This window comes from Mucilaginibacter koreensis (assembly GCF_054783355.1).
The window spans coordinates 3,497,069-3,519,892 of sequence record NZ_BAAGQS010000001.1 but is presented as its reverse complement, the minus strand read 5'-3'; the positions used below and the strand labels follow the sequence as shown (position 1 = coordinate 3,519,892).

Genomic DNA, 22,824 nt, shown 5'->3' with positions numbered 1-22,824 from the left:
ACGGCTTACAAGTATACTGCCAGTTTATACAGTGAAAAATACAGTTATAATCCACCGCCTTACCCATCCGCTCTGAAACAAAACAAGCACTCTAACCCTTAATTATTAAATTAAGATCAGATGCCGAAGTGGTTAAAAACAATACTTAAAATACTGGGTGCTTTAGTGGCCTTTGTGCTGGTGGTGCTTATTGCCATATCACTATATATTACTACACATAAAAAGAAAGTACTGGCTATGGTGACCGCCACCCTGAATAAAAATCTGGATGGCACACTTACCATTGGCAGCATGGATCCTGCGTTTTTTAGCCGGTTCCCGAATATTTCCTTAAAACTGAATGATGTAACGTTGAAGGATAAGCAATGGGCACGCCATCACCACACCTTTCTTACCGCTAAGGTACTATCAGTATCAGTTAACGCGGCGGCATTACTACGAGGCACTGTACAGGTAAACAAGATAGGAATAGATAATGCGGCAATCGATCTGTTTACCGATAGCACCGGCTATAGCAATACTTCTGTTTTTAAGAAAAAGGCTAATTCCAAAAAGCAGGAAAAGAAAGATGACAGTGAAAGCTCAACCGAAATTAAGCAGTTTGATTTAAACCAGGTCAGCTTTACGCTGGACAATCAACAGGCCAGCAAACTTTTCCAATTTGCAATCAACAGCCTTTCGGGCAATATGGATTACCCCGATTCGGGCTGGAAAGCAGATTTCGACCTGGATGTACTGGCTAAGAGCATGGCTTTTAATACCAAAAAAGGTAGCTTTATTAAAGATAAGCGACTGGCCGGGCCCTTTAATGTCTCTTACGACGACAATAAAAAAATCATTACGGTAGCGCCTAATAAATTAAATATTGGCGATGACCCTTTCACCATCGGCGCACAGTTTAACCTGGGCAGCCCAAATACCGATTTCACTATTAATATTGCCACCGAACAGCTATTATGGCGACATGCTTCTTCTCTGTTAGCAGCAAACATCTCAAAAAAACTAAACCAGTTTGATTTAAAAAACCCGATAGCGGTAAAATGCCTGCTTAAAGGCGCCTTTTCAGGCGGAGGCGACCCATTGATTTTTGTGACCTGCCATGTAGAAAAGAATGTGTTACAGGCCTTAGGCGGCGAATTTACCGAATGCAGCTTCAACGGCGTATTCACCAATAATTACATGAAGGGTATGGGTTTAAGCGATGAGAACTCGGCTATAAAAATTTTAGATCTGAATGCTAAATACAAAGAGCTCCCTATTAATATTGATTCCGCCATTATTCACAATTTGAGCAATCCGGTGGCTGAGGGCACTGTCCGTTCAAAGTTTGATGTACGCAACATGAACAATATTCTGGGTACACAAACCCTGCGCTTTGACAAAGGCGATGCCAGCCTGAAGTTAGATGTAAAAGCCAACATAGTTGATTTCAAACTGTACAAGCCACTCATATCAGGGCAGATCAATGTAGTGCATGCCGATGCCAGCTATGTACCGCGTAACCTCAATTTCAAGAATACCGGCATTTCAGTCGTTTTTTCGGGTAACGATTTGTTGCTCAATAAAATCAGGCTGCAAACCGGCCGCAGCATTGTACTGATGCAGGCACAGGTAAAAAACTTTTTGAATTTATATTATAGCGCTCCCGAGCAGATTCTGATCAGCTGGCAAATTACCAGTCCGCAATTGTATCTGGCCGAATTTTTGGGCTTTTTAAACACCCGGCGCAAATCGGTTCCGGTTAAGCATACCAATACCAAGGCGGCCTCCATGGCTAATACCGGGAGCTTTATTGATCAATTTAACGATGTATTTGAAAAATCTCGTGCCGAAATGCACATGCGTATTGCCAACCTCCACTACAAAAAGTTTTTGGCCACCGATGCCCATGCCGATATTACTGTAGAAGCGGAAGGCATTACCCTGAAAACTTTAACCTCAAATCAGGCCGGAGGCACTTTAAGTGCCAGTGGGCGCATAATCCAGGGCGAAACCACCAACAACCGTTTTGCACTGAACACTGTGGTAAGCAATGTAAACGTGCGCAATTTCTTTTATGCCTTTGATAATTTCGGCATGAAGGATTTGACGTACAATAACCTGAAAGGCTTGCTTTCGGCCAAAGCCAACATTACTGGCATTGTAACCAATGAGGGTGAATTAGGTAAAAATTCAGTAAACGGAACTGTGAACATTAATTTAAGAAACGGCGCTTTAATTAATTATGGGCCACTGAAAACTATTGACAAATATGTACCCTTTCGCGATTTAAGTAATATCACTTTAAATGACCTTAATGGGCACTTTGATTTGCACGGCGAAAAAATAACGATACAGCCTATGCAGGTAAACTCCAGTGTATTGAACATGAATGTGTCCGGCATTTACTCTTTAGGACGGGGCACCAATATCTCGATGGACGTACCACTGCGTAATCCTGAAAAAGATAAAGACATTACCGATAAACAAGAACTGCAAAAACGCCGGATGAAGGGTATTGTACTTCATTTAGCAGCTGTGGACAACGACAATGGCGGAGTAAAAATAAAACTCAGATAGAATTGAAGTCTATTGATAACAGCGCTGCTGCAAACTATTCCTTTGCAGCAGCGCCTTCTTTTTTTACATGAGCAACAGAGATACCGATACAGCATTTGCCACCCAAATGCTCATGCAATGGCTGCAGGCGCGGCCTGAACACATTTCAATGCAGGAGGCGATAGAATTTTGCAGTTTGTTTCAGTACAAGCAATTGCAAGAAGGGCAGCATGTATTTACCCACGGCAGGCGCGTTAATTACATCTATTTTGTAGCTGGTGGCTGTTTCAGGTTGTATATACGTCATTATGATGGCACAGAGCAAACTTTAGGCTTTTATGAGGAGAATGAGTTTGTGGCCGATCCTTATTCTTTTATTGAAGAGCAGCCTACTACCTTAAGCCTACAAGCTACAGAAGATGGCCATTTGTTGGCCATCAACCGCACACAGTGGAACCTGGCTTGCAAAAGCTTTAACTGGTATTTACCAATACATAAACAAAATATAGAAGCACAACTGCAAGGCTTATATCAGTTTCTGTCGGGATTAAAAGCAAACGGCCCAACCCTATGCTATCAACAACTGGTACAAAACCGGGCCCGCCTTTTGCAGCGGCTCCCGGCCCACCTGTTGGCCGCTTACCTGGGTGTTACGCCCGGGGAGTTAAACCAAATTAAGGCTGCATTGGGTTCACCGGCGTAATAGATACAATACTATCCACCACAAACACGCTTACTCCACGCCACGGTAAAGTATGTTTATACTCTTTATAATGCAGAGTTAAATAAGCACCTGCATTTTTCTCAAGAGAATCTGCTATATGTTTGTCAGTTACTGAAAACATAAACTCATTGGATTGCACTGCCCCCTGTGTTGGAGATTTAAAACCGCTCTGTATCAGCCTGCCTTCATAAGTTTTAAACAAATAACCTTTATGCACAAAGTAATTCATGGTGCCTGCCTTTGTACCATCGCCAAAAACAAAGTAATACCGGTAATAAAATACCCCTGCCAGTACTAAAACAACAATGAGAACAACAATAGATACAATGCGCTTATTCATAGGTTGATGCGTTAAAGTAGTATAACAACAAGAGCTGCGTTTTGTGCGTAGCGTTTACTCAGGAAATTCTGCAGGTACTAATGGCTTCCACCCACTCGTTCTGCCTGCAACGGGGGCATTGGTGCATTTCAGTATCAATATGTTCTACCTTGCCACAATACGTACAGGCATACTGCCCCTTGTGAGGCACCTGCTTACTTTTATTTCGGTAAACCTTGGGTAGTACGGGTAATCCTGGTTTTACATCATCATCAGAAAAATAGTAAAAGCTGAGGTTACCATTGGTTTCCAGTATAGCGGTACGCACCTGCCCCAGGTGCTCGATACTTTGCTGCCGCATCTCTGAAAAAAACTCATCTTTGGCAAAGGTATGTTTGTTCTGCTCCAATACCACAAACATACCGTCTTCCACCACGTACATGGGCTCACCTTCCAACAGGCCCTCAAAACGTTCTGACTTTATGGCCAGCCAGGTTAAGACGCGGTAAAAAAGCAATATGGTAATAAATACCAGCACAGCCGGTACAATGGCCGTATCTCGGTTAAACATGGGGTCGCCGGCTGCCGAGCCCAAGCCGATAATAATAGCTACCTCGAACAGGGAAAGCTGCCGCACTCCTTTTTTCCCCGACAGGCGCAGTACCACCAGTATCAGGGTAAACATAATAAAGGTGCGCACTACTATTTCAAAGGCAAACTCCCAATCCAAATCATTCAGAAGCGCTTTCTGGGCGTCAAATTGCATATCAGCTATAATTTTTTTTAATTAACGCAGGGTTCGGCTAATTGTTAGCATATGCATTAAACAACTGATATGTAGTCACATTAGCCGCGTTCAGGCAATCCATAGAACGATGTTTAAGCTGCGGCATCAATCAACGATATCTTATAGTATAATTATTTTCTTTACAAGAAACACTATATAGTATTACCTGTTGATTAATGTTATAACACATTATTAATCACATCATCAACACTTATGGAGGCCATAAAAACCAAAGGCTACGGCGCTACCGGTTCACTATTCAGCAGCTTGTCAGAAATGGAATTTGAGCGTATGCCGCCCGAAGCCGACGAAGTACTTATTGACATTTTATACTGCGGCGTTTGCCACTCTGATTTACACCAGGTAAAAAATGACTGGGGCAATACCTTGTACCCATGCGTGCCCGGCCACGAGGTTGTAGGGCGTGTGGCCGAAGCAGGCTCAGCCGTTACTAAATATAAAGTAGGTGATATTGTAGGTGTAGGTTGTATGATTGACTCCTGCCAGCAATGCAACCCCTGCAAAGAAGGCGAGGAAAATTATTGTGAAGGTCCTGTAAGCTGGACCGCCACTTACAACGGCCCCATGAAACCTGATGGCAGCGGTTACAATACTTTTGGCGGTTACTCCGAACGCATGACGGTAAAAGAAAAGTTTGTATTGCGTATACCTGATGCATTGGATATTAAAGCAGCTGCTCCCATTTTATGCGCAGGTATTACTACTTATTCACCTTTAAAACATTGGGGCGTTACACAAGGCACCAAAGTGGGCATAGTAGGTATAGGCGGCTTAGGCCACATGGCAGTGAAACTGGCTTCTGCTTTAGGCGCTGAGGTAACAGCCATTACCCGCGATGAAGAAAAACGTGCAGATGCCGAAAATTTCGGCGCCCATCACGTGCTGATTTCAACCGATAAAGATGCCATGACCGCACAGGAACTAAGCCTGGATTTTATTTTGGTTACCATACCGGATGCTTTTGAAGTAAACCAGTATGTAAATCTATTAAAGCGTGATGGCGTACTGGTAACCGTAGGTTTGCTTGGCCCTTATGACAAGGCATTGAACAATATGCCGGTAGCCATGCACCGCCGCTCGGTGGCCGGCTCATTAATTGGCGGTATTGCCGAAACCCAAGAGGTACTTGACTTTTGCGCCGAACATGGCATCGCTCCCGAAGTGCAGATGATCAACATGCAAGATATTAATGATGCTTATGACAAAATGAGCGACGAGGAAGTGCGCTACCGTTTTGTAATAGATATGCAAAGCCTGAAAACCGAGACAGCCAGCTAATACAATATAATGTAAAGGTAAAGTGCTTACTTTACCTTTACATATTTCTCGATGATCTTGCGGTCTACGCCTGCCCCTTCTACCTTTTCTATTCCCTGCTGTATCAATGTATCGCCTTTCAGGCTTACTGTAAAATTAAAAGTTTTACCTTCCCAGTTTTTGTTATTGTAATAATCCAGGTGCTCGGTATAACTGCTGTCTTTTAATTCATAACGGCCACCGCCAGCATCAAAACCGGTTACTTTGCTGGTATCGCCGCCAATACTGTGTTTCAAAAAAGCAAAATGGGTGTCATTGATTACCTTAATCATCTCCTGCGTTTTGGTATCATAGCCGGCAGTGTCGGTTTTCCCTTTGGTGATGGTAGCACCCGATACCAGTTTCCAGGTACCGTTCAATTGTAAGCCCGAGTCAGCTTTTTGATCGGCATTGGACTGAGTATTGTTAGACGAATTACAGGCGGCCAGCAATGCAGCAGCAGCCAGTACAGATAAAGTTTGGATTCTCATGGTTATTATGGGTTGAAGGAGAGCAATTTAAGAAAATTTCATTTATAAGCTATACTCATTTTTTTACCACACATCTAGGCTTATACTCACAAAAAAAACCTGCAACAGGGAATTGCAGGTTTTCATATTTTGAGGTTTAATCTATATTAAGCGGCTACACCTTTTCTGATCTCTGCTTTCTTAGCCGAAAGCAGTTTAATAAACTGATCATTATGGTGTAAACCGACATTGTTTTTATGGATGATATACAATGCGGCTACATCCTTGGCCTGTGCTATAGCCAGGCGTGTCTCACCCGGAATGGCAGGATCAGGCACAGCGGCAGCTACATCAGCCACTTTTGCTGTTTTACGCTTAGCCGGTTGCTGGGCGGCAGGCTGCTCGGGTACAGCTAGTTTAGCAGTTACAGGTTGCGGCTGCTTATCAGCTACGGGGTTATCAATAGCCGGCTTTTCAACCGGAGCAGCTTTTTCTGCTACAGGTTTATCGGCTACCGGTTTTTCTACTATGGGTGCAGGGGCAGCAGGCTGCTGTTTAGTAGCTACTGCTTTCTCTGCAGGCTTGCTGTCTACCACGGTAGCTTCTACATCAATAAAGCCCATATCTTCCACATCCTGGGTAAAAAATTCAGATGCATTGGTAGCTAACAGGATAGCGCCTACAAAGGCACGTTTTTGCGCCATTTTTTGCATGGTATTTTGCAAGCCCACCAAATCAGGGTTTTCAGTACGCTCTACCCAAATCCAGCCACTGCTGCTTTTGCGGAACTTACCGGTACCTTCAGCCTTCAAGCGATCTTGCGTAGCCTGGTCGGGTTTGGCTTTTTCCATCCATACATAGCGGTACTTAGGTTCGTAGCTGTTAACGCTGCCTTCACACTGGGTAACTATACGACCCAATGCTGTTTTGGCTGTAGCTTTATAAGTATAGGCCAGAAACTTCGAATGTAAATCCAACACTTTATCGGTACACTCAAATTCTACCGACATATTGAATAAGTTCATTAGTTTCTCAGCACCTGGTTTTAACAGTGTTGGTTTTTGCACGCCAGGAACTACGCCATAATCCTGATCCTTTACCAGCACCTCTTTTGTAAATGCAATCAGGGCATTGCGCATTTGCGCCATGTGGGTAATAGATGATTGCATTTCATCACTAATCATGGTTAATTCTAACGCTTCCATCGCTGTTGTTTTAATCTTTTTGTTGGTTCTTAAATCTATCGTATCGGCTTGCATATGCACTATATATCAAATTGAATGCCTCACTCAATTTATCGCCAATTAGGCATAAATTTCGTTAAAAGAAAGTGCTATTATGTCATGAAAAAATCCTATCACAAAAAACACTATGAATAGTACATCATCCTTTGATTACAGCATAAAAATAGCTAAAAATATTAGCATTTAAAAATTATTTTTATTATTTTATTTATAGGTGTTTAGGATCGAAATCGCTCTTAATAAGAATTTAATCAACCCAGTTTTTAACAATTAAATTTATTATGATTTTTACTGCATTATTTCAACAATCAAAAACACTAACACCGTATAAATAAGCAAGCAAATATTCATTACCGTTTAATTTAAACGACAAATAAAACAGGCTAATAATTATTATAAAACCTACATGCTTTGTGAACTATTACTTGCTATGTTTGTCAATACTGTTTTTACCGTGCATCTATCTGTATAAATTGGCGACGTAAATGATTAAAACTGTTTTTGTAACCAGTACCGAGCCCAATAGCGGCAAGTCCATTGTATCATTGGGTTTAATTAATATGCTGCTGGGCAAAGCCCAGAAAATAGGCTTTTATAAACCTATCATTAGCAGCGCTCCGGGTAAGGCCGACGACCATATTCAAACCGTATTAAAATTCTTTGATCTGCCGGTGAGCTATGAGGATGCCTATGCCTTTACTTGGCCCGAAGCCATGCACCGCATGGAAGGCGAGAACCAGGGCGAAATGATTGATACCATTATCCACAAATACAAGCAACTGGAAGACCAGTACGACTTCACGGTAATTGAAGGTAGTGATTATGAAGGCGAAGGCACTGCCTTTGAGTTTGAAATTAATGTATCTATAGCTAAAAACCTGGGGGCACCGGCCATTGTGGTGATCCCTGGCGAGGGTAAAACTACAGCGCAGGTAGTGAATGCCGCCATTACCGTAGTACGCAACTTTGAGGCCCGCGAAATACAGGTACTTGCCCTTATTGTAAACAAGGTAGATACCAGCCAGGTAAGCGACGTATCGGAACTTTTAAGGGAGCAGCTACCGCAGGATATCACCATTAACATCATTCCTGCCGAAAAGGGCCTGCACGCCCCTACCATGCAGGAAATATTAGATAGCCTGGGTGGTAAGCTATTGTTCGGCAAAGAACGCCTGACTAACCAGGTAGACAATTTTGTAACCGGTGCCATGCAGGTGCCTAACTTCCTGAACTTTTTAAACGAGAATGTATTGATTGTTACTCCCGGTGACCGTGGCGATATTATTATTGCTGCCCTACAGGCCAACCTCTCTACCAGTTATCCGCAGGTGGCCGGCATTGTACTTACTGCAGGCAGCGAGCCGGAAGAGCCTATCATCAGGCTGATTGAAGGCTTGCAAACTGTAGTGCCCATTATTGCGGTAAAAACAGGCACTTTTCAAACCACCACCAATATCGGTAACATCCGCTCGCGCATCACGCCGGATAATACCAAGAAGGTACAACTGGCTGTTGATACATTTAACAAGTATGTAGATGTAAAAACTTTAGACCAGCGCATTATCACCTTTAAAGCCGGCGGGGGCATTACGCCGCGCATGTTCCAGTACCAGATTACCAATTGGGCCAAAAGTCAGCGTAAGCACATTGTATTGCCCGAGGGTAACGATGAACGCATACTGAAAGCCGCTGCCCGCCTGGTTGCCCAGGATATTGTGGAATTGACCATTCTGGGTAACCCCGAAGACATCATGACCAGCAGCAAGCGCTTAGGCCTGGAGCTGGATTTGAATAAAATTCATGTGATTAATCCGGCAGCTTCGCACTTGTACGAAGACTATGTAGAAACCCTGTATGAGCTGCGCAAAAACAAAAATGTAAACCTGGAGATGGCCCGCGATATGATGACCGACGTATCGTATTTTGGTACCATGATGGTGTATAAGGGCCATGCTGATGGTATGGTATCGGGCGCGGTGCATACCACACAGCATACCATTAGGCCAGCCTTACAGTTTATCAAAACCAAGCCGGGCATTTCAGTGGTTTCCTCTGTATTCTTCATGTGTTTACCCGACCGCGTATCGGTGTTTGGTGACTGCGCCGTAAACCCCAACCCTACCGCCGAGCAACTGGCCGAGATTGCCATTTCTTCGGCAGAGAGCAGTCAGCGTTTTGGTATTGAGCCGAGGGTAGCCATGTTGTCCTATTCATCGGGCACCTCGGGCGAGGGCGAAGATGTGGAAAAAGTACGCCGGGCCACCGAACTGGTAAAATTGAAACGGCCTGATTTAAAAGTAGAAGGCCCAATCCAATACGATGCCGCTGTTGACCCTATTGTGGGTAACAGCAAACTACCCGGATCGGAAGTAGCCGGCCAGGCCAGCGTGCTCATCTTCCCTGATTTGAATACTGGCAACAATACTTATAAAGCGGTACAGCGCGAAACCGGTGCTTTGGCCATTGGCCCTATGCTGCAGGGACTGAACAAGCCGGTAAATGATTTGAGCCGCGGCTGTACAGTGGATGATATTTTTAATACCGTAATTATTACTGCTATACAGGGGCAGGGAAATTAATTTTGGTTCATAGTTGATAGATCATAGATCATAGCAAAATAAAATTCAAATTCTTACTATGAACCATCAACCATGAACTATCAACCATAAGCAATATGAACATCTTCGTTATTAACTCGGGCAGCAGCTCTATTAAATATCAGCTATTCCGGATGCCGGACAATCAGCCGGTATGCTCAGGCTTAATTGAGCGCATTGGTATGGGCGATGCGGTGATTACCCATAAGGTTTATAACACCGCCGGAGAAGAGCAGAGCCGCAAATTAACCCTGCCCATAGCCAACCATCACAAAGGCCTTGAACATGCAGTACAGCTGCTTACAGATGCTGAGATCGGCGTAATTACCAGTCCGGATGAGATTAAAGTCATTGGCCACCGCATTGTACACGGCGGTGACCGCTTTGCAGCCCCTATCTTAATTACAACTGAAGTAAAAGCAGAGATTAAAAAACTGTTCGCTTTAGCTCCCTTACATAACCCGCCAAGCTTATTAGGTGTTGAGGTAGCCGAAAGCATATTTACGCAGGCTGCGCAAGTGGCGGTATTTGATACCGCCTTTCACCAAACGCTGCCCGCTATGGCTTATCGCTTTGCTATACCCAACTCATTATACAACGAGCATCATATCCGCGTTTATGGCTTTCATGGCACCAGCCACCAGTATGTAACCCGCGAGGCGGCTGGTTATTTGCAAAAGCCCGATGCCAAACTCATCAGCATTCATCTGGGTAATGGCTGTAGCATGGCGGCGGTTGATGGCGGCGTATGTAAAGATACCAGCATGGGTTTAGGCCCGCTGGCCGGATTGATTATGGGCACCCGCTCAGGTGATATAGACCCATCGGTAATTTTTTATATGGTAAACCAATTAGGCTTTACCAGCGAACAGGTAACTGAAATACTGAATAAACAAAGCGGTATGCTGGGCCTCACCGGCTATAGCGATATGCGCGATATTACTGCTGCCATTGAGCGTGGCGATGCCAATGCCCAGCTGGCTTACGAGATGTACGCCTACCGTATAAAAAAATACATTGGTGCTTATGCAGCCGTATTGAATGGACTGGACGCCTTGGTATTTACCGCCGGTGTAGGTGAAAATGATGCATTAACCCGCCAGCTGGCCTGTAAAAACTTAAACTATTTAGGCATTGAGTTAGACGAAGCCGTTAACAGTACCCGTGCGAAAGGGATTCGCGAAATACAGTCGCCGTTATCAAAAGTGAAAGTTTTAATTGTACCCACCAACGAAGAGCTGGAGATTGCCAGTTTGTGCTATAGTTTGGTAAGTAAGTGATAGTAATTCTCCAAACTTGTCATTGCGAGGAACGAAGCAATCCCGTCACCAACATATCGAACAAGCACAGCTACGAGATTGCTTCGTTCCTCGCAATGACATTCTTTTTCAAAGCCGAATCTGCTTACTCTTCTTTAATAAAAGCTAACCGTGCATTACGATAAGCCGGCTTTTGCAATTGCTGGCGCAACGCTTTGAAACTTTGCAGCGGCCCCTGCGTGGCAAACATATTGGTGAGCCAAGCCGGGATATCACCACCCGGATCTACCTGTAACTCGTAAATTATCTTTACTTGATTGCTTCCTGCCGGAGTAATGGTCCACCGCCCGGTAGAATGCTCAATGCGTACAATGCCGCTCTTCACAGGCACCATACCCTGCACGCAAGGTGCATCCATCGTTACTGCTTTAGTTTCGGGGTTTTGTGTGATGATTACATGGGCAATAAAGTCGCGGTTTTCGGCTGGCCAGGGCACGCTTACTTCCGAATAATAATACAGTTCAGATGGTGATACACGCTTCAGCAATGTGCAGGATTTGGTGTGGTAAACCCAATCTTTGCAGGCATCTACATCCAGCAGCAATGCCGCCACCTGTGTAGGCGTCGCATTTAGCTCACATTCTACCTTTAAAGCTTTGAATTTAGAATTGGTAACCGGGCGTGTATATACTTTAATACCATCCTGATTGGTGCTAAGCTGCCAGGGCTGCTGGGCAAAACCTGAAAGAACAGAAATGCACGCAATAAGTGCTATCCATATTTTTTTATACATATTGGGTAATAAACAATTATATACTGCGCAGTTACAGGCAGTAGCAATGCAGGTTATGACTTCAAATACATGCTTTTGTTTAAGCTGAATCAAATATAAATTAACCGATAGCAATTCTCACTAAAACAATGGTATATAATGCAGCAGCGCAACTGCTGTACAGTTGCGCTGCTATAATTAAAAAATATGTTGTTATACCTTTATACAGATGGAAATAACAGCAAAGCTAAATTATAGCTTTGCCATTACCATCATTTCGGTAAGTGTAGGGTTTGTACTGCCACCGCGTGGCTCAAGCGTTACGGCAAACGCATCAGCCGCAGCAATGGATTTCATTTCGAGCATGCCCTGATTGGTTGCCGAATCGGTTTGCGCATCAAATACACCCAAATCAACCGGTTTCCCGTTTACCAAAGCCCATAACTGGTATTGGTGACTTTTATCATTAACCGGCAAGTTCATATGGGCAGTACTCAGCATCACCTTCTTTTTAGCCGGGCTAAAAGCCACATCTAATGTAGAGTTAGGCGACTTAGGCATACCTTTCAGCGTAACACGCTTAAAGTCGTTACCTTGATACACATCCAGCACATCAGACTGGTATTTTACCAGGTTGCTGAATTTCTGATTTTGCGTTTGCAGACTTAATAATTGCCCGTTAGCCTTTTGTAAACTATTATACAAGGTAGCCAAAGCCGCAATACTTAAGCACAGCAACAATAACGAAGCTGCAAATGCATACTTGTAAAACGAAGTTTGGCGCCCGGCTCTCATATCCACCAGCTTGGCTTCGGCCCTTTTCGTCTCTTGCTGGTGTACGGACGATGTTAAATTACGATCATCGGCCAAGTTGGTAATTAAACTGTTCAGCACCCGGTCTTTGGTAGTAGCCGGCGGCTCAATGGCGTGCTCCTCGGCATATAAGTGCATTGATTTTTCAATCTCCTGCAATTCTGTACGCACCTCCGGATACCGGGCAGCCATTTCTTCTACCTCCCGCTGTTCATGGGGGGTAAGGCTGCCGAGTACGTATAGTTCAAGTATACCCGAGTTAATGTATGTGTTAACCTGTTCTTCCACTTTAATTAAAATGTGTTCTTAACTGCTGTATGGCCATTCTCAATCTGGTTTTTACCGTACCTAAGGGTATGCCCAGTTCTTCGGCAGCTTCTACATGCGTATAACCTTTAAAATATATGAAGTCAAGAATCAGTTTCTGCTCGGGTCTCAGCGTTTCCACTAAATCTTTTAAGCCAAGCAAATCAGGGTTGTAAACTGTGTTTTTTTGCTCGTCTATGAAAGTTACGTTATTTTCAAGCTCCTGGTTTTTAGATTGATTTTTAAAGTCTTTGGATCGAACTTTATCAATTGCCAAATTACGGGCAATATTAATCATCCAGGTAAACAGGCGGCCTTTTTCGGCACTATAGCCCGAAAAAGAATTCCATATTTTTATAAAAGTTTCCTGCAAAACGTCTTCGGCTGTGGCCTCATCATTTACAATGCGGGAAATTACCCCAAACAGCGCAGCCGAATACATATCATACAAAGCTTCGGCAGCCACTTTTTCGCGGCGGCGCAAAGCCAGTATCAGTTCCTCCTCGCTCAGGGTTATTTTGTGTTTCTTGGTCAATGGGTTGAAGGTAGAAAGGATTTATCAAATATCAAACAAGTGCTTTTCGGCATGGTAAGATGAACGCACCAGCGGCCCGCTCTCTACATACTTAAAGCCCATGGCCAAACCTATGTCTTTATATTTTTTGAACTGCTCAGGGGTTACCCAATCTATTACCGGGTGGTGGCTGCGGGTAGGCTGCAGATACTGCCCCAGTGTTAATATATGCACGCCTGCAGCCAGCAAATCCTCCATTGCCTCAATTACATCTTCTTCCTGCTCGCCCAAACCCAGCATAATACCTGACTTGGTACGCAAGCCGGCTTCTGAAATCTGCTTCAGGCACTCTAAACTGCGATCGTATTTGGCCTGTATACGCACCTCGCGGGTTAAGCGACGCACGGTCTCCAGGTTGTGTGATACCACCTCGGGGCGCACGGCCAGTACACGGGCCAGGTTCTCCCAGTTGCCTTTAAAATCGGGCAGCAGGGTTTCCAGCGTAGTTTCAGGGCTTTCGCGGCGGATGGCATTGATGGTTTCGGCCCAGATGATAGAGCCGCCATCTTTCAGATCATCACGGTCAACAGAAGTGATTACACAATGCTTCACCTGCATCAACTTTACTGAATTGGCTACGCGGTTGGGCTCATCCATATCAACCGCCAGCGGCCGGCCGGTGGCTACGGCACAAAACGAGCAGGAACGGGTACAGATGTTGCCCAATATCATGAAAGTGGCTGTACCAGCACCCCAGCACTCGCCCATATTGGGGCAGTTACCGCTTTCGCAAATGGTGTGCAGCTTATGGGTATCTACCAAACTGCGTACATGTGCGTACTCTTTACCTACAGGAAGTTTTACCCTCAACCAGTCGGGCTTGCGCTGTACCTGGTTGGCTGGGATTACCGGCAAATCAATCATACTACAAAAATAGTTAAAATATATATACGAAGCTGTTGACTGAAAAGTGTTACGTGCAAATGATATATGAAGTAACAGTTAAATGCAGATACAAAAAAAAGCGCTTCTAACGAAGCGCTTTAAATATCTTACATATTATAGCTTATTGTACCATCTCTAAGGTTTCGTCAACCGAGATAGCACCGTGCGACTGGTCTAATATACACTCGCCGCTTTTGATCAGCAGCAGTTGCGGCGACTCGTGATGTACCTGAAAATCATTGGCCACCTGATTTGACAAATCACGGAATTTAATCAGATCCAGAAAATAAAGCGGAATACTGTCGGGCAGTTTATCGCCGTCTAATTCAAAACGTTTTTTAGCCATCATGCTGATAGAGCAGCGGGTGCTGTGCTTAAAAATAATGGCGTAGCCTTCGTGCGCTTTAATATCATCCAGCTGTGTAGCCGAATTTAACTGGGTCCAATTCATATTATCGTGTTCCTTAATTCAAATCTGCTTCAAAATTATAAGTTAAAACAGTTGCTTTATACGAACAGTTTTAAAATGACACAATTATGGTTAGCGGCCGCGGCGCGGATAAGAGTTATAAGCCGGGCATAGTTTATTTGAGCATGATGATACCACACTACCCAGCGAAAGGGCCAGTAAACCTATGCAAATCAGTTTCTTCATTGTATTGAGCGTTTTAAAATCAAACAATTATACGCAATTTATTGGCTTACTGTTGCAGCCAGATGCGCCATTTTTATGGCGGTTACACCAGCTTCATCGCCTTTGTTACCATGCTTGCCACCGGCGCGGTCTAAGGCCTGCTGCTCGTTATCAGTAGTAAGCACACCAAAAATTACAGGCTTATTGTGTTTGATGGATACATTGCTGATGCCATTGGCTACGGCGTTGCAAATAAAATCGAAATGCCGGGTTTCGCCTTGTATTACGCAACCTAAGCAAATCACGGCATCTAAATCAAGTTTTTGCAGCAGTATATCAGCGCCCGAGGTTAACTCGAAACTCCCCGGTACCGGGTAAGTAACAATGTTTTCTTCCTTGGCTCCGTATTGAATAAGGCTATGATAAGCGCCTTGGTACAGTGCGTTGGTAATCTGCGCATTCCACTCGGCCACTACAATGCCGAAACGGTAATTAACAGCATCGGGCACATGAGTGCCCGAAAAGTCTGATAGATTTTTTAAGTATGTGGCCATGTAAGCGGCTCGGTATTAAGTGTAATATTATTGTTTAGCTTCGGTGCGGCCAATATAAGCATCAATGCTTTGCGCCTCTGTGCTTTCCGGATAATCAGCTTTGATCTTTTTGTAAGTATCCAGTGCGTCTTTCGGCTTATTTTCTGCCTCGTACACCAAGCCCAGTTTCTTTAAATAAAGCGGACTTAAAAATTTGTTGTTGGCTTTGTCAGCTGCTTTTTTGAAATAAGATTCGGCATCGCTCAGCTTGTTCATCTGCACGTAAGCATCACCGGTGCTGCCCAAAGCTTCGGCGGCAATCATATAATCATCGCCATGGTAATTGGTGAGGTTCTCTACCGCTTTGCCATACTGGCCTTTGTTTAAGTAAGCGATACCTGCATAATAATACGCTAGGTTAGCGGCCTTGGTATTGCTGTATTCGCTGATGATTTTTTCGAATCCGGGGTAGCCGGCATCGCCTTTGAGGGCTTTGTCCCAGTTTTTTTGCTGCCAGGCTTGCTGCGCTACATACATTTGGTCGGTGGCTTTTACCTCGCGTGGGGCCAGGTATAATTTCTGGTAGGCAATATAACCTACAATCAGTGCTAATACAGCCACACTGATAAACAACAGGCTTTTTTGATTATCGCGCACAAAGCTGCCGGTTTGCCCAAATTGTTTTGGCTCAGGTGTAACTTTAGTATTGGCTTCGGGTTTCAACATCACTATAATTCTAAAATTAGGAGTGCAAAAATAAGGTTTTATTGAATTTAAGCAAGTGCTTTTTCATGAAAAACGTATTGATACTCATGGGTTAAAGAAATAATGCCTTTATTAATTCTGCACTCAACAGGGGCTGTGCTGCAATAAAGCTACTTATCGTAAAGTGAGTTTAAAGTAATAGCAACTTATTTAACATATTTTATCACAGCAATATTCTAAATAGTTTTAGCTTAGTGATAAGCTATTTAAACTTAAATCACTCAAAAATATTACACCATGAAAAAATGGACTTTGCTGCTTGGCTTACTGTTTAATATACTATATACTAAGGCTCAATCTGTTGAAGGGGCCTGGTATGGCACATTGGCTGTACAGGGTACCAACATTCATCTGGTGTTTCATATCAGCAAAACAGGTGATATCTACACCTCTACCTTTGACAGCCCCGACCAGGGCGCCAATGGCCTGGCTACCGATAAAACTACTTTTATCAATAACCAGCTTACTATAGATGCCAGTCAGTTTAAGATTACTTACACTGGCACTTATCGCACGGATAGTGCTAAAATTGCCGGTATCTTTAAGCAGGGCGGTATTGAATTGCCCTTGAATTTATTCAAAACTAAACAGCCCGACGCAGCAGCTAAAGCGGTGGTGCGCAAACCACAGGATCCCGTTGATTTTCCATACAAGCAAGAAGATGTATTATTTACCAATGCCAAAGGCGGCAACCAACTTGCCGGCACTTTAACCCTGCCGCAGGACGGTAAGTTTTCAAAAGCAGTAGTCCTTATCAGCGGTTCGGGTGCACAGAACCGTAATGAAGAGCTATTGGGGCACCGACCGTTTTTGGTATGGAGCGATTATTTGACCCGCCACGGCATCGCCGTACTACGGTATGATGACCGGGGTGTAAGCAAATCCACAGGCGATTTTAGCAAGGCTACCTCAGCTGATTTTGCAGATGATGCCGAAGCTGCCGTTGCGTATTTAAAAGCTCGCCCCGATATGAAAGACGTAGCCATTGGCCTGATGGGCCATAGTGAGGGCGGCCTGATTGCGCCAATGATTGCCAGCCGGAATAAAAATGTGGCTTTTATAGTACTGCTGGCCGGCCCGGGTGTACCCATTCCTCAACTGATGGCACAGCAAACTGCCGATCAGAGCCGGTTGAGCGGTGCCTCGGCCGATGTAGTAAAAATGAATGTGGCTACCAATCAAAAGCTGTACAATGCCATTAACCAGTACCCCAATTTATCTGCTGATGCACTTAAGGTAAAGCTGGATACCCTGCTACGGCAAGACTTTCGCAGTTATCCGGCCGGTTCATTGGGCGACAGTAAGTTGGATGACATTATTAATCAAACCATAAGCCAGGTGAATACCCCTTGGTTCAGATATTTTATGAGTGTTAACCCATCCGATTACCTGACAAAAGTAACATGCCCTGTATTGGCCTTGAATGGCACATTAGATATGCAGGTGAACAGCATCGCAAACCTGGCAGCCATCAAAAACAGTTTACAAAAAGCAGACAACAAAAACCATCAGGAAGTAACCCTGCCCGGCCTGAACCACCTGTTTCAGAAGGCAAACACCGGTTCTGTAGCCGAATACGGAAAAATTGAAGAAACAGTGAATCCCGTGGCATTAGAGAAAGTGTCGGTTTGGATAAGCCAGCTATGAAAAGAATTCATTGCCTGTAGTTGATGTTATCACCAACCACTACTTGCAGTGCCTAAACAGAAACATTATTTTCAATTATTAATTAAATATATTGGGTTGAGCCTATGCAGTCATGAGTGGTTGGTAATAACACCAACCGCAGGCAAATAAATGTAGTTTTGTTACTCGATGGATATGGAAGAGCATAGTGGTCCAAACTGGTTTCAACTGACTGGACAGTCAGTTTTCCTGCTATTTTTTATAATGGTATCTGCTTTCAGCTTTTATGTAATGTGTATACAGTGGGATGAGCAGGCTTATTTACTATTGGGGCCAATTCACTGCCTGCGGTTGGTGTTATCACCAACCGCCATACCAGCACAAGCCTAATATAAGCACCACTACTTGCACAAACCATAGTTAACCCTTATTTTCAGCCGTGCCATCTGAAATTGAGTTTTATACCGCTACCTGCCTCAACTGGCAACCACTGCTCAAGCCGGACGAGCATAAGCAAATCATACTCGACAGTTTACAATTTCTGGTAGATGATAAACGCATCTGGTTGTACGCTTATGTCATTATGCATAACCATATTCATCTGCTTTGGTGCAAACAGCCGGAATGGCGGGATAAAAACATCCAGCAGCATTTCGCTAAATATACTGCACAGCAACTCAAATTTAGTTTGATAGCGGATGCAAATAGTTTAAGTACTTACCAAAGCACACAACGCGACAGGGCTTACCAGTTTTGGGAACGCCGGCCTCACAAAGCAATACTGCACAACCGGCAGGTGCTGGAGCAGAAACTACAGTATATACATTACAACCCGGTGAAAGCCGGGTATTGTGTGCAGGAAGAAGATTACTTGCATTCTTCTGCGGCTTATTATTTAAAGGGTGCTACCAATCCCTTAATTACACACTACCTGGAGCATGTGTAGATAGGTTGGGTTTGTAGGGTATGAGCGGTTGGTGATAACACCAACCGAAGGTACTAACAAATTTAATACATATTTCTCCTGCCACTTCCTGTGGTCGGTGTTATCACCGTACCACTTCATGCAGTGACTTACCTAAACGCGATATTTCATCATTTGGGTTGAGCCTGTGGAAATGTGAGTGGTTGGTGATAACACCAACCACAGGCAGTGCCCTTTTTTGAGCCATATAGCACTTTAAATTCCTTCTTCCTCCATCAACATTTCCACATCCGATTGTTAATAACGCAATAGCCTAAAGCTTTACCTTTGGGGCAACGCCATGTATCTGCAACAACTGTCGCTTATTAACTTTAAAAATTACACCAACGCTGATTTAACTTTCAGCGAGGGGGTAAATGCGTTTGTGGGCGATAACGGGGCAGGTAAAACCAATTTGCTGGATGCCATCCATTATCTCTCGCTGTGCAAAAGTTATTTTAACGCCATAGATAACCAGCAGATTAAATACGGTACCGATTTTTTTATGGTGAGCGGCCAGTTTGTGCGCGATGAGCAGCACGATACGGTTTCGGTAGCGGTAAAACGCAATCAAAAAAAGCAGTTTAAACGCAACAAAAAGGAATACCCACGCCTGGCCGACCATATTGGGCTATTCCCGCTGGTAATGGTATCACCTTACGATGTGAGCATTATTATGGAAGGCAGTGAGGAACGCCGCCGCTTTATGGACAATGTAATTTCGCAAACCGACCATTATTACCTGGATGAGCTTATTGGCTATAACAAGATACTCACCAACCGCAACATCCTGCTCAAAAGCATGGGCGAAAGCGGCCGGTTCGATCCCAGCCTGCTGGAAATTTATGATGAGCAGCTGGTAGCTGCCGGCAACAGTTTGTTCGAAAAACGTAAAGCTTTTATGGAAAGCTTTACCAGTATATTTAACCAATACTATGCCTTTATTAGTGATAATGCCGAGCAGGTAAAGCTCAGTTACGAGTCGCAACTGTTTAACACCCCTTTTGCCGGCCTGCTAAGCCAAACCACCGATAAAGACCGCATTTTGCAGCGCACCACCGCCGGCATACACCGCGATGATATGGAATTTACCATACACGAGATGCCGCTTAAAAAGTTTGGGTCGCAAGGGCAGCAAAAATCATTTTTGATTGCGCTCAAGCTGGCCCAGTACAGCTACCTGCAGCAGCAAAAAGGCTTTAAGCCCCTGCTACTGCTCGATGATATTTTTGATAAGCTGGACGAGAAACGCATTACCAAACTAATGCAAATGGTATCGGCCCATGAGTTTGGGCAGGTATTTATTACCGATGCCAGCCCCCGCCGGGTAGTAGAAACCTTTGGCGCTATTAATGAAGAAGTAAAACTGTTTTACGTAAACCAAGGAGAAGCCGATGCGCAAAGCGAATGATAAGACCCTGAAGGAAGCCATTGAGCAAATGCTGAATGTTTACAAAATACGCCGCCGCTGGGACGAAACCGCCGTGATTACCGGCTGGAGTGAAATTGTGGGCAAAGCTGTAGCCAACCGCACCAGTGAAATATTCATCAGCAACAAAAAAATGTTCCTGCGGATAGAATCTTCAGTAGTGAAAAAAGATTTAATGATGATGCGGAGCCAGATTATGGAGCGCATTAATTGCAAAGCCGAAGGCGTAATTGTAGAAGAGATTATCTTCCTCTGAAAGAGCGCAGGGTGGTTTGGCGCGAAAACAGGTTATCGCGCATTACGGTATAAGTAACAATAAACACGCCCGGAATCAGGAACGCAAACTGCACCTCAGGGTGGTTCTTAATCAGCAGCACTGAGCCGATAATGAGCAGCACCATAATAGCAGCGTAAGCAACGTATCTACCTAACAGTTTCATAATTCAATAACTTAATTACCAATACACAGGTTCAATTTTGGCAATTGTTATGAGGCTTGGGGTTTACAAGCGTAAAGCTAAACACAATAAACGGCAATCACAAACCGGCGGCTAATTTTTTGGCGTTTAATTTACCACTGTTTGGAATGTGAGCAGCTGTAAAAGAACATCAAAATTACAACTGTCCAACCATCTGCCATGGCAAGGAGTAACGACGTGGACGTTGCACGAAGGCATCAGCGCCTCTGTATAGCGAGCGATGTCGCACCATCAATCGCTATACCAATTTGAATAAAAATTACTGACACGTTTGCGCCACTGCTGCGGGTGCTGCGCACTGCTTCAGGGTGCTGCGCGTGCTGCGTAGTGCTGCACATGCTGCACCTGCTGCGCGCAGCACCCATAAAAAAAAGCCTTGCCAATGCATATAAAAGCCAGCCATTAAAAACGGCTCCGCTTTACCTGCACCGGCAAGGCTTTTATGATATTTTACCTGATGTACGGCTTAGAACTTCTCGAAACCTGAGAAGAAGAAACTGCCTTCAATGGCGGCATTCTCGTCAGAATCTGACCCGTGAACCGCGTTGGCATCAATTGATTTAGCAAACAGGTTACGGATGGTACCCGGCTCTGCTTTAGACGGATCGGTAGCACCAATCAGCTTACGGAAATCTTCAACTGCGTTATCTTTTTCCAGAATAGCAGCTACGATAGGGCCTGATGACATGAATTCAACCAAGGCACTATAGAACGGACGTTCTTTGTGCACTTCGTAAAATTCGCCTGCCTTTTGAGGGGTTAAGTAAGTATACTTCATGGCGCTGATTTTGAAGCCGCCCTGAATAATCTTGTCTAAAATTGCACCAATGTGGCCGTTTGCTACCGCATCAGGCTTAATCATGGTGAAAGTTTTGTTGGTTGCCATAGTGTTTTTAAATTGCCGCAAAATTACGCTTAATTTCGGATATCGGAGGTTTGAATTGGGATTTTTATCATTATCCGCCTGAAACATAGGGCAGCATACAGTGCTTGTTGCCCTTATAGTAATCTTTTAAACACAAGCCATGCCCTCAATTGACCGCAAAGTATTTGAAGAGAATTTATTGCTCACACAGCAGTACTGCTCGCTTCAGCTAAACAATACACATTTAAATCCAGCTCAAATTTTGCGCAGCTACAATCCTGATATTAATGGGCAAAGTTTGTTTTCATATAAAGTTTCTAATTACAAAAACTTTTATTGGAATACTGCAGAGTGGTTAGTTGATCCGCTTGATAAAAATGAGTTATACAAATCTTTGTTCAACGAACAAATGATCCACAAAAGATTAGTGGCAGGCACTTCACCAAAACTTACCAGCGAAGGCAAAATACTATTTGTTGAGATGGACACCACCACGTATGACGGTGCTTCAGAAAGCGCAACCGACGGTTTCATTGATATCAATGACTGGCCCCCAATAGATACTTGGTTTTATCTAAGTTCCATTAACAATAGATGGAACACTGCCGTTGCTTTTGCATGGATACCTGAACCATTTACAAAGTATGCTGAAGAAGGCATTAACGTAAATACCACGAACAGTTTTCGCTGGCTTGAGGATACCACTTTAGCTGACTACAACTTATTCTTTGAAGATGAATTACCAAACCATAAACACATCGTCCATGCTAAAAAACAATCGAAGTTCAGGCAAGCTTTAGAATGGTTGTTTCCATGGCTGATTAAATAATTATTTGAATCCTCACAAAAACGCTTGTTCAAAGAAACTTTTCACATTAAACATTTTCCAATACGGATTTGAACATCCGAAATCCTTAATCCTAT

General features: G+C 44.0%; 23 protein-coding genes. 10 read left to right on the top strand and 13 right to left on the bottom strand.

The genetic code is table 11. The features are described 5' to 3' along the window. Positions 1–120 precede the first annotated feature (120 nt). Positions 121–2,559: an AsmA family protein gene (locus ACYVNW_RS15745; protein WP_460680833.1), complete on the top strand. Its 2,439-nt coding sequence runs from the start codon at positions 121–123 to the stop codon at positions 2,557–2,559. Positions 2,560–2,626: 67 nt separating this feature from the next. Continuing rightward, complete coding sequence (locus ACYVNW_RS15740) at positions 2,627–3,241, top strand: Crp/Fnr family transcriptional regulator (protein ID WP_460680832.1); 615 nt, start codon at positions 2,627–2,629, stop codon at positions 3,239–3,241. On the opposite strand, the gene ACYVNW_RS15735 is transcribed toward ACYVNW_RS15740, so the two are convergent. Together ACYVNW_RS15735 and ACYVNW_RS15730 are read right to left on the bottom strand one after the other, a co-directional pair. Beyond that, positions 3,213–3,602, bottom strand: a complete 390-nt coding sequence (locus ACYVNW_RS15735; protein ID WP_460680831.1) for a hypothetical protein — start codon at positions 3,600–3,602, stop codon at positions 3,213–3,215. The two genes, ACYVNW_RS15740 and ACYVNW_RS15735, sit on opposite strands and share 29 nt — an antisense overlap. A gap of 58 nt (positions 3,603–3,660) precedes the next feature. Then, complete coding sequence (locus tag ACYVNW_RS15730; protein WP_460680830.1) at positions 3,661–4,347, bottom strand: DUF421 domain-containing protein; 687 nt, start codon at positions 4,345–4,347, stop codon at positions 3,661–3,663. Between the two features lie 234 nt (positions 4,348–4,581). Here ACYVNW_RS15730 and ACYVNW_RS15725 point away from each other — a divergent pair, with 234 nt between their 5' ends. Further along, positions 4,582–5,667: an NAD(P)-dependent alcohol dehydrogenase gene (locus ACYVNW_RS15725; RefSeq protein WP_460680829.1), complete on the top strand. Its 1,086-nt coding sequence runs from the start codon at positions 4,582–4,584 to the stop codon at positions 5,665–5,667. Positions 5,668–5,693: 26 nt separating this feature from the next. Here ACYVNW_RS15725 and ACYVNW_RS15720 read toward each other — a convergent pair whose 3' ends face one another. Together ACYVNW_RS15720 and ACYVNW_RS15715 are read right to left on the bottom strand one after the other, a co-directional pair. Further along, entirely contained in the window at positions 5,694–6,176 is a 483-nt protein-coding gene (locus tag ACYVNW_RS15720) for a hypothetical protein (protein ID WP_460680828.1), read from the bottom strand. A gap of 146 nt (positions 6,177–6,322) precedes the next feature. Then, complete coding sequence (locus tag ACYVNW_RS15715) at positions 6,323–7,414, bottom strand: hypothetical protein (protein WP_460680827.1); 1,092 nt, start codon at positions 7,412–7,414, stop codon at positions 6,323–6,325. A gap of 470 nt (positions 7,415–7,884) precedes the next feature. On the opposite strand from ACYVNW_RS15715, the gene pta reads away from it, so the two are divergent. After that, positions 7,885–9,978, top strand: coding sequence for a phosphate acetyltransferase (pta, locus tag ACYVNW_RS15710; protein ID WP_460680826.1), 2,094 nt, complete (start codon positions 7,885–7,887; stop codon positions 9,976–9,978). 95 nt (positions 9,979–10,073) lie between these two features. Next, a complete protein-coding gene (locus ACYVNW_RS15705) occupies positions 10,074–11,276 on the top strand; it encodes an acetate/propionate family kinase (RefSeq protein ID WP_460680825.1) in 1,203 nt (400 codons plus the stop codon). Between the two features lie 124 nt (positions 11,277–11,400). Here ACYVNW_RS15705 and ACYVNW_RS15700 read toward each other — a convergent pair whose 3' ends face one another. The 7 genes from ACYVNW_RS15700 to ACYVNW_RS15670 form a co-directional block, all read right to left on the bottom strand. Then, positions 11,401–12,048, bottom strand: a complete 648-nt coding sequence (locus tag ACYVNW_RS15700; RefSeq protein ID WP_460680824.1) for an START domain-containing protein — start codon at positions 12,046–12,048, stop codon at positions 11,401–11,403. Between the two features lie 231 nt (positions 12,049–12,279). Further along, positions 12,280–13,128 (bottom strand): anti-sigma factor, encoded by an 849-nt coding sequence (locus ACYVNW_RS15695; RefSeq protein ID WP_460680823.1) that lies wholly within the window; start codon positions 13,126–13,128, stop codon positions 12,280–12,282. 1 nt (position 13,129) lies between these two features. Further along, a complete protein-coding gene (locus ACYVNW_RS15690) occupies positions 13,130–13,681 on the bottom strand; it encodes an RNA polymerase sigma factor (RefSeq protein WP_460680822.1) in 552 nt (183 codons plus the stop codon). A 24-nt stretch (positions 13,682–13,705) separates the two neighbouring features. Next, positions 13,706–14,584 (bottom strand): lipoyl synthase, encoded by an 879-nt coding sequence (gene lipA, locus ACYVNW_RS15685; protein ID WP_460680821.1) that lies wholly within the window; start codon positions 14,582–14,584, stop codon positions 13,706–13,708. A 142-nt stretch (positions 14,585–14,726) separates the two neighbouring features. Continuing rightward, positions 14,727–15,056, bottom strand: a complete 330-nt coding sequence (gene ytxJ, locus ACYVNW_RS15680) for a bacillithiol system redox-active protein YtxJ (RefSeq protein ID WP_460680820.1) — start codon at positions 15,054–15,056, stop codon at positions 14,727–14,729. 242 nt (positions 15,057–15,298) lie between these two features. After that, on the bottom strand, positions 15,299–15,793 hold the full coding sequence (ribH, locus tag ACYVNW_RS15675; RefSeq protein ID WP_460680819.1) for a 6,7-dimethyl-8-ribityllumazine synthase: 495 nt from the start codon (positions 15,791–15,793) through the stop codon (positions 15,299–15,301). Positions 15,794–15,820: 27 nt separating this feature from the next. Further along, positions 15,821–16,498 carry a tetratricopeptide repeat protein gene (locus ACYVNW_RS15670; RefSeq protein ID WP_460680818.1) on the bottom strand — a complete coding sequence of 226 codons (678 nt, stop codon included), beginning with the start codon at positions 16,496–16,498 and terminating at the stop codon, positions 15,821–15,823. 276 nt (positions 16,499–16,774) lie between these two features. Between ACYVNW_RS15670 and ACYVNW_RS15665 the strand changes: the two genes are divergently transcribed. From ACYVNW_RS15665 to ACYVNW_RS15650, 4 genes are all read left to right on the top strand, one after another. Further along, positions 16,775–18,184, top strand: coding sequence for an alpha/beta hydrolase family protein (locus tag ACYVNW_RS15665; protein ID WP_460680817.1), 1,410 nt, complete (start codon positions 16,775–16,777; stop codon positions 18,182–18,184). A gap of 418 nt (positions 18,185–18,602) precedes the next feature. Next, the gene (locus ACYVNW_RS15660) at positions 18,603–19,109 is read left to right on the top strand and encodes an REP-associated tyrosine transposase (protein ID WP_460680816.1); all 507 of its coding nucleotides are present in this window, start codon (positions 18,603–18,605) and stop codon (positions 19,107–19,109) included. 319 nt (positions 19,110–19,428) lie between these two features. Then, the gene (recF, locus tag ACYVNW_RS15655; protein WP_460680815.1) at positions 19,429–20,538 is read left to right on the top strand and encodes a DNA replication/repair protein RecF; all 1,110 of its coding nucleotides are present in this window, start codon (positions 19,429–19,431) and stop codon (positions 20,536–20,538) included. After that, positions 20,522–20,812 carry a DciA family protein gene (locus ACYVNW_RS15650; protein ID WP_460680814.1) on the top strand — a complete coding sequence of 97 codons (291 nt, stop codon included), beginning with the start codon at positions 20,522–20,524 and terminating at the stop codon, positions 20,810–20,812. Before recF ends, ACYVNW_RS15650 begins: the two co-directional genes overlap by 17 nt. Here ACYVNW_RS15650 and ACYVNW_RS15645 read toward each other — a convergent pair. Then, positions 20,799–20,996 carry a hypothetical protein gene (locus ACYVNW_RS15645; protein ID WP_460680813.1) on the bottom strand — a complete coding sequence of 66 codons (198 nt, stop codon included), beginning with the start codon at positions 20,994–20,996 and terminating at the stop codon, positions 20,799–20,801. The two genes, ACYVNW_RS15650 and ACYVNW_RS15645, sit on opposite strands and share 14 nt — an antisense overlap. A 505-nt stretch (positions 20,997–21,501) precedes the next feature. Continuing rightward, positions 21,502–21,921, bottom strand: coding sequence for a nucleoside-diphosphate kinase (locus tag ACYVNW_RS15640; RefSeq protein WP_460680812.1), 420 nt, complete (start codon positions 21,919–21,921; stop codon positions 21,502–21,504). Positions 21,922–22,060: 139 nt separating this feature from the next. Between ACYVNW_RS15640 and ACYVNW_RS15635 the strand changes: the two genes are divergently transcribed. Next, positions 22,061–22,729, top strand: a complete 669-nt coding sequence (locus tag ACYVNW_RS15635) for a hypothetical protein (protein ID WP_460680811.1) — start codon at positions 22,061–22,063, stop codon at positions 22,727–22,729. The last annotated feature ends 95 nt before the right edge of the window (positions 22,730–22,824 follow it).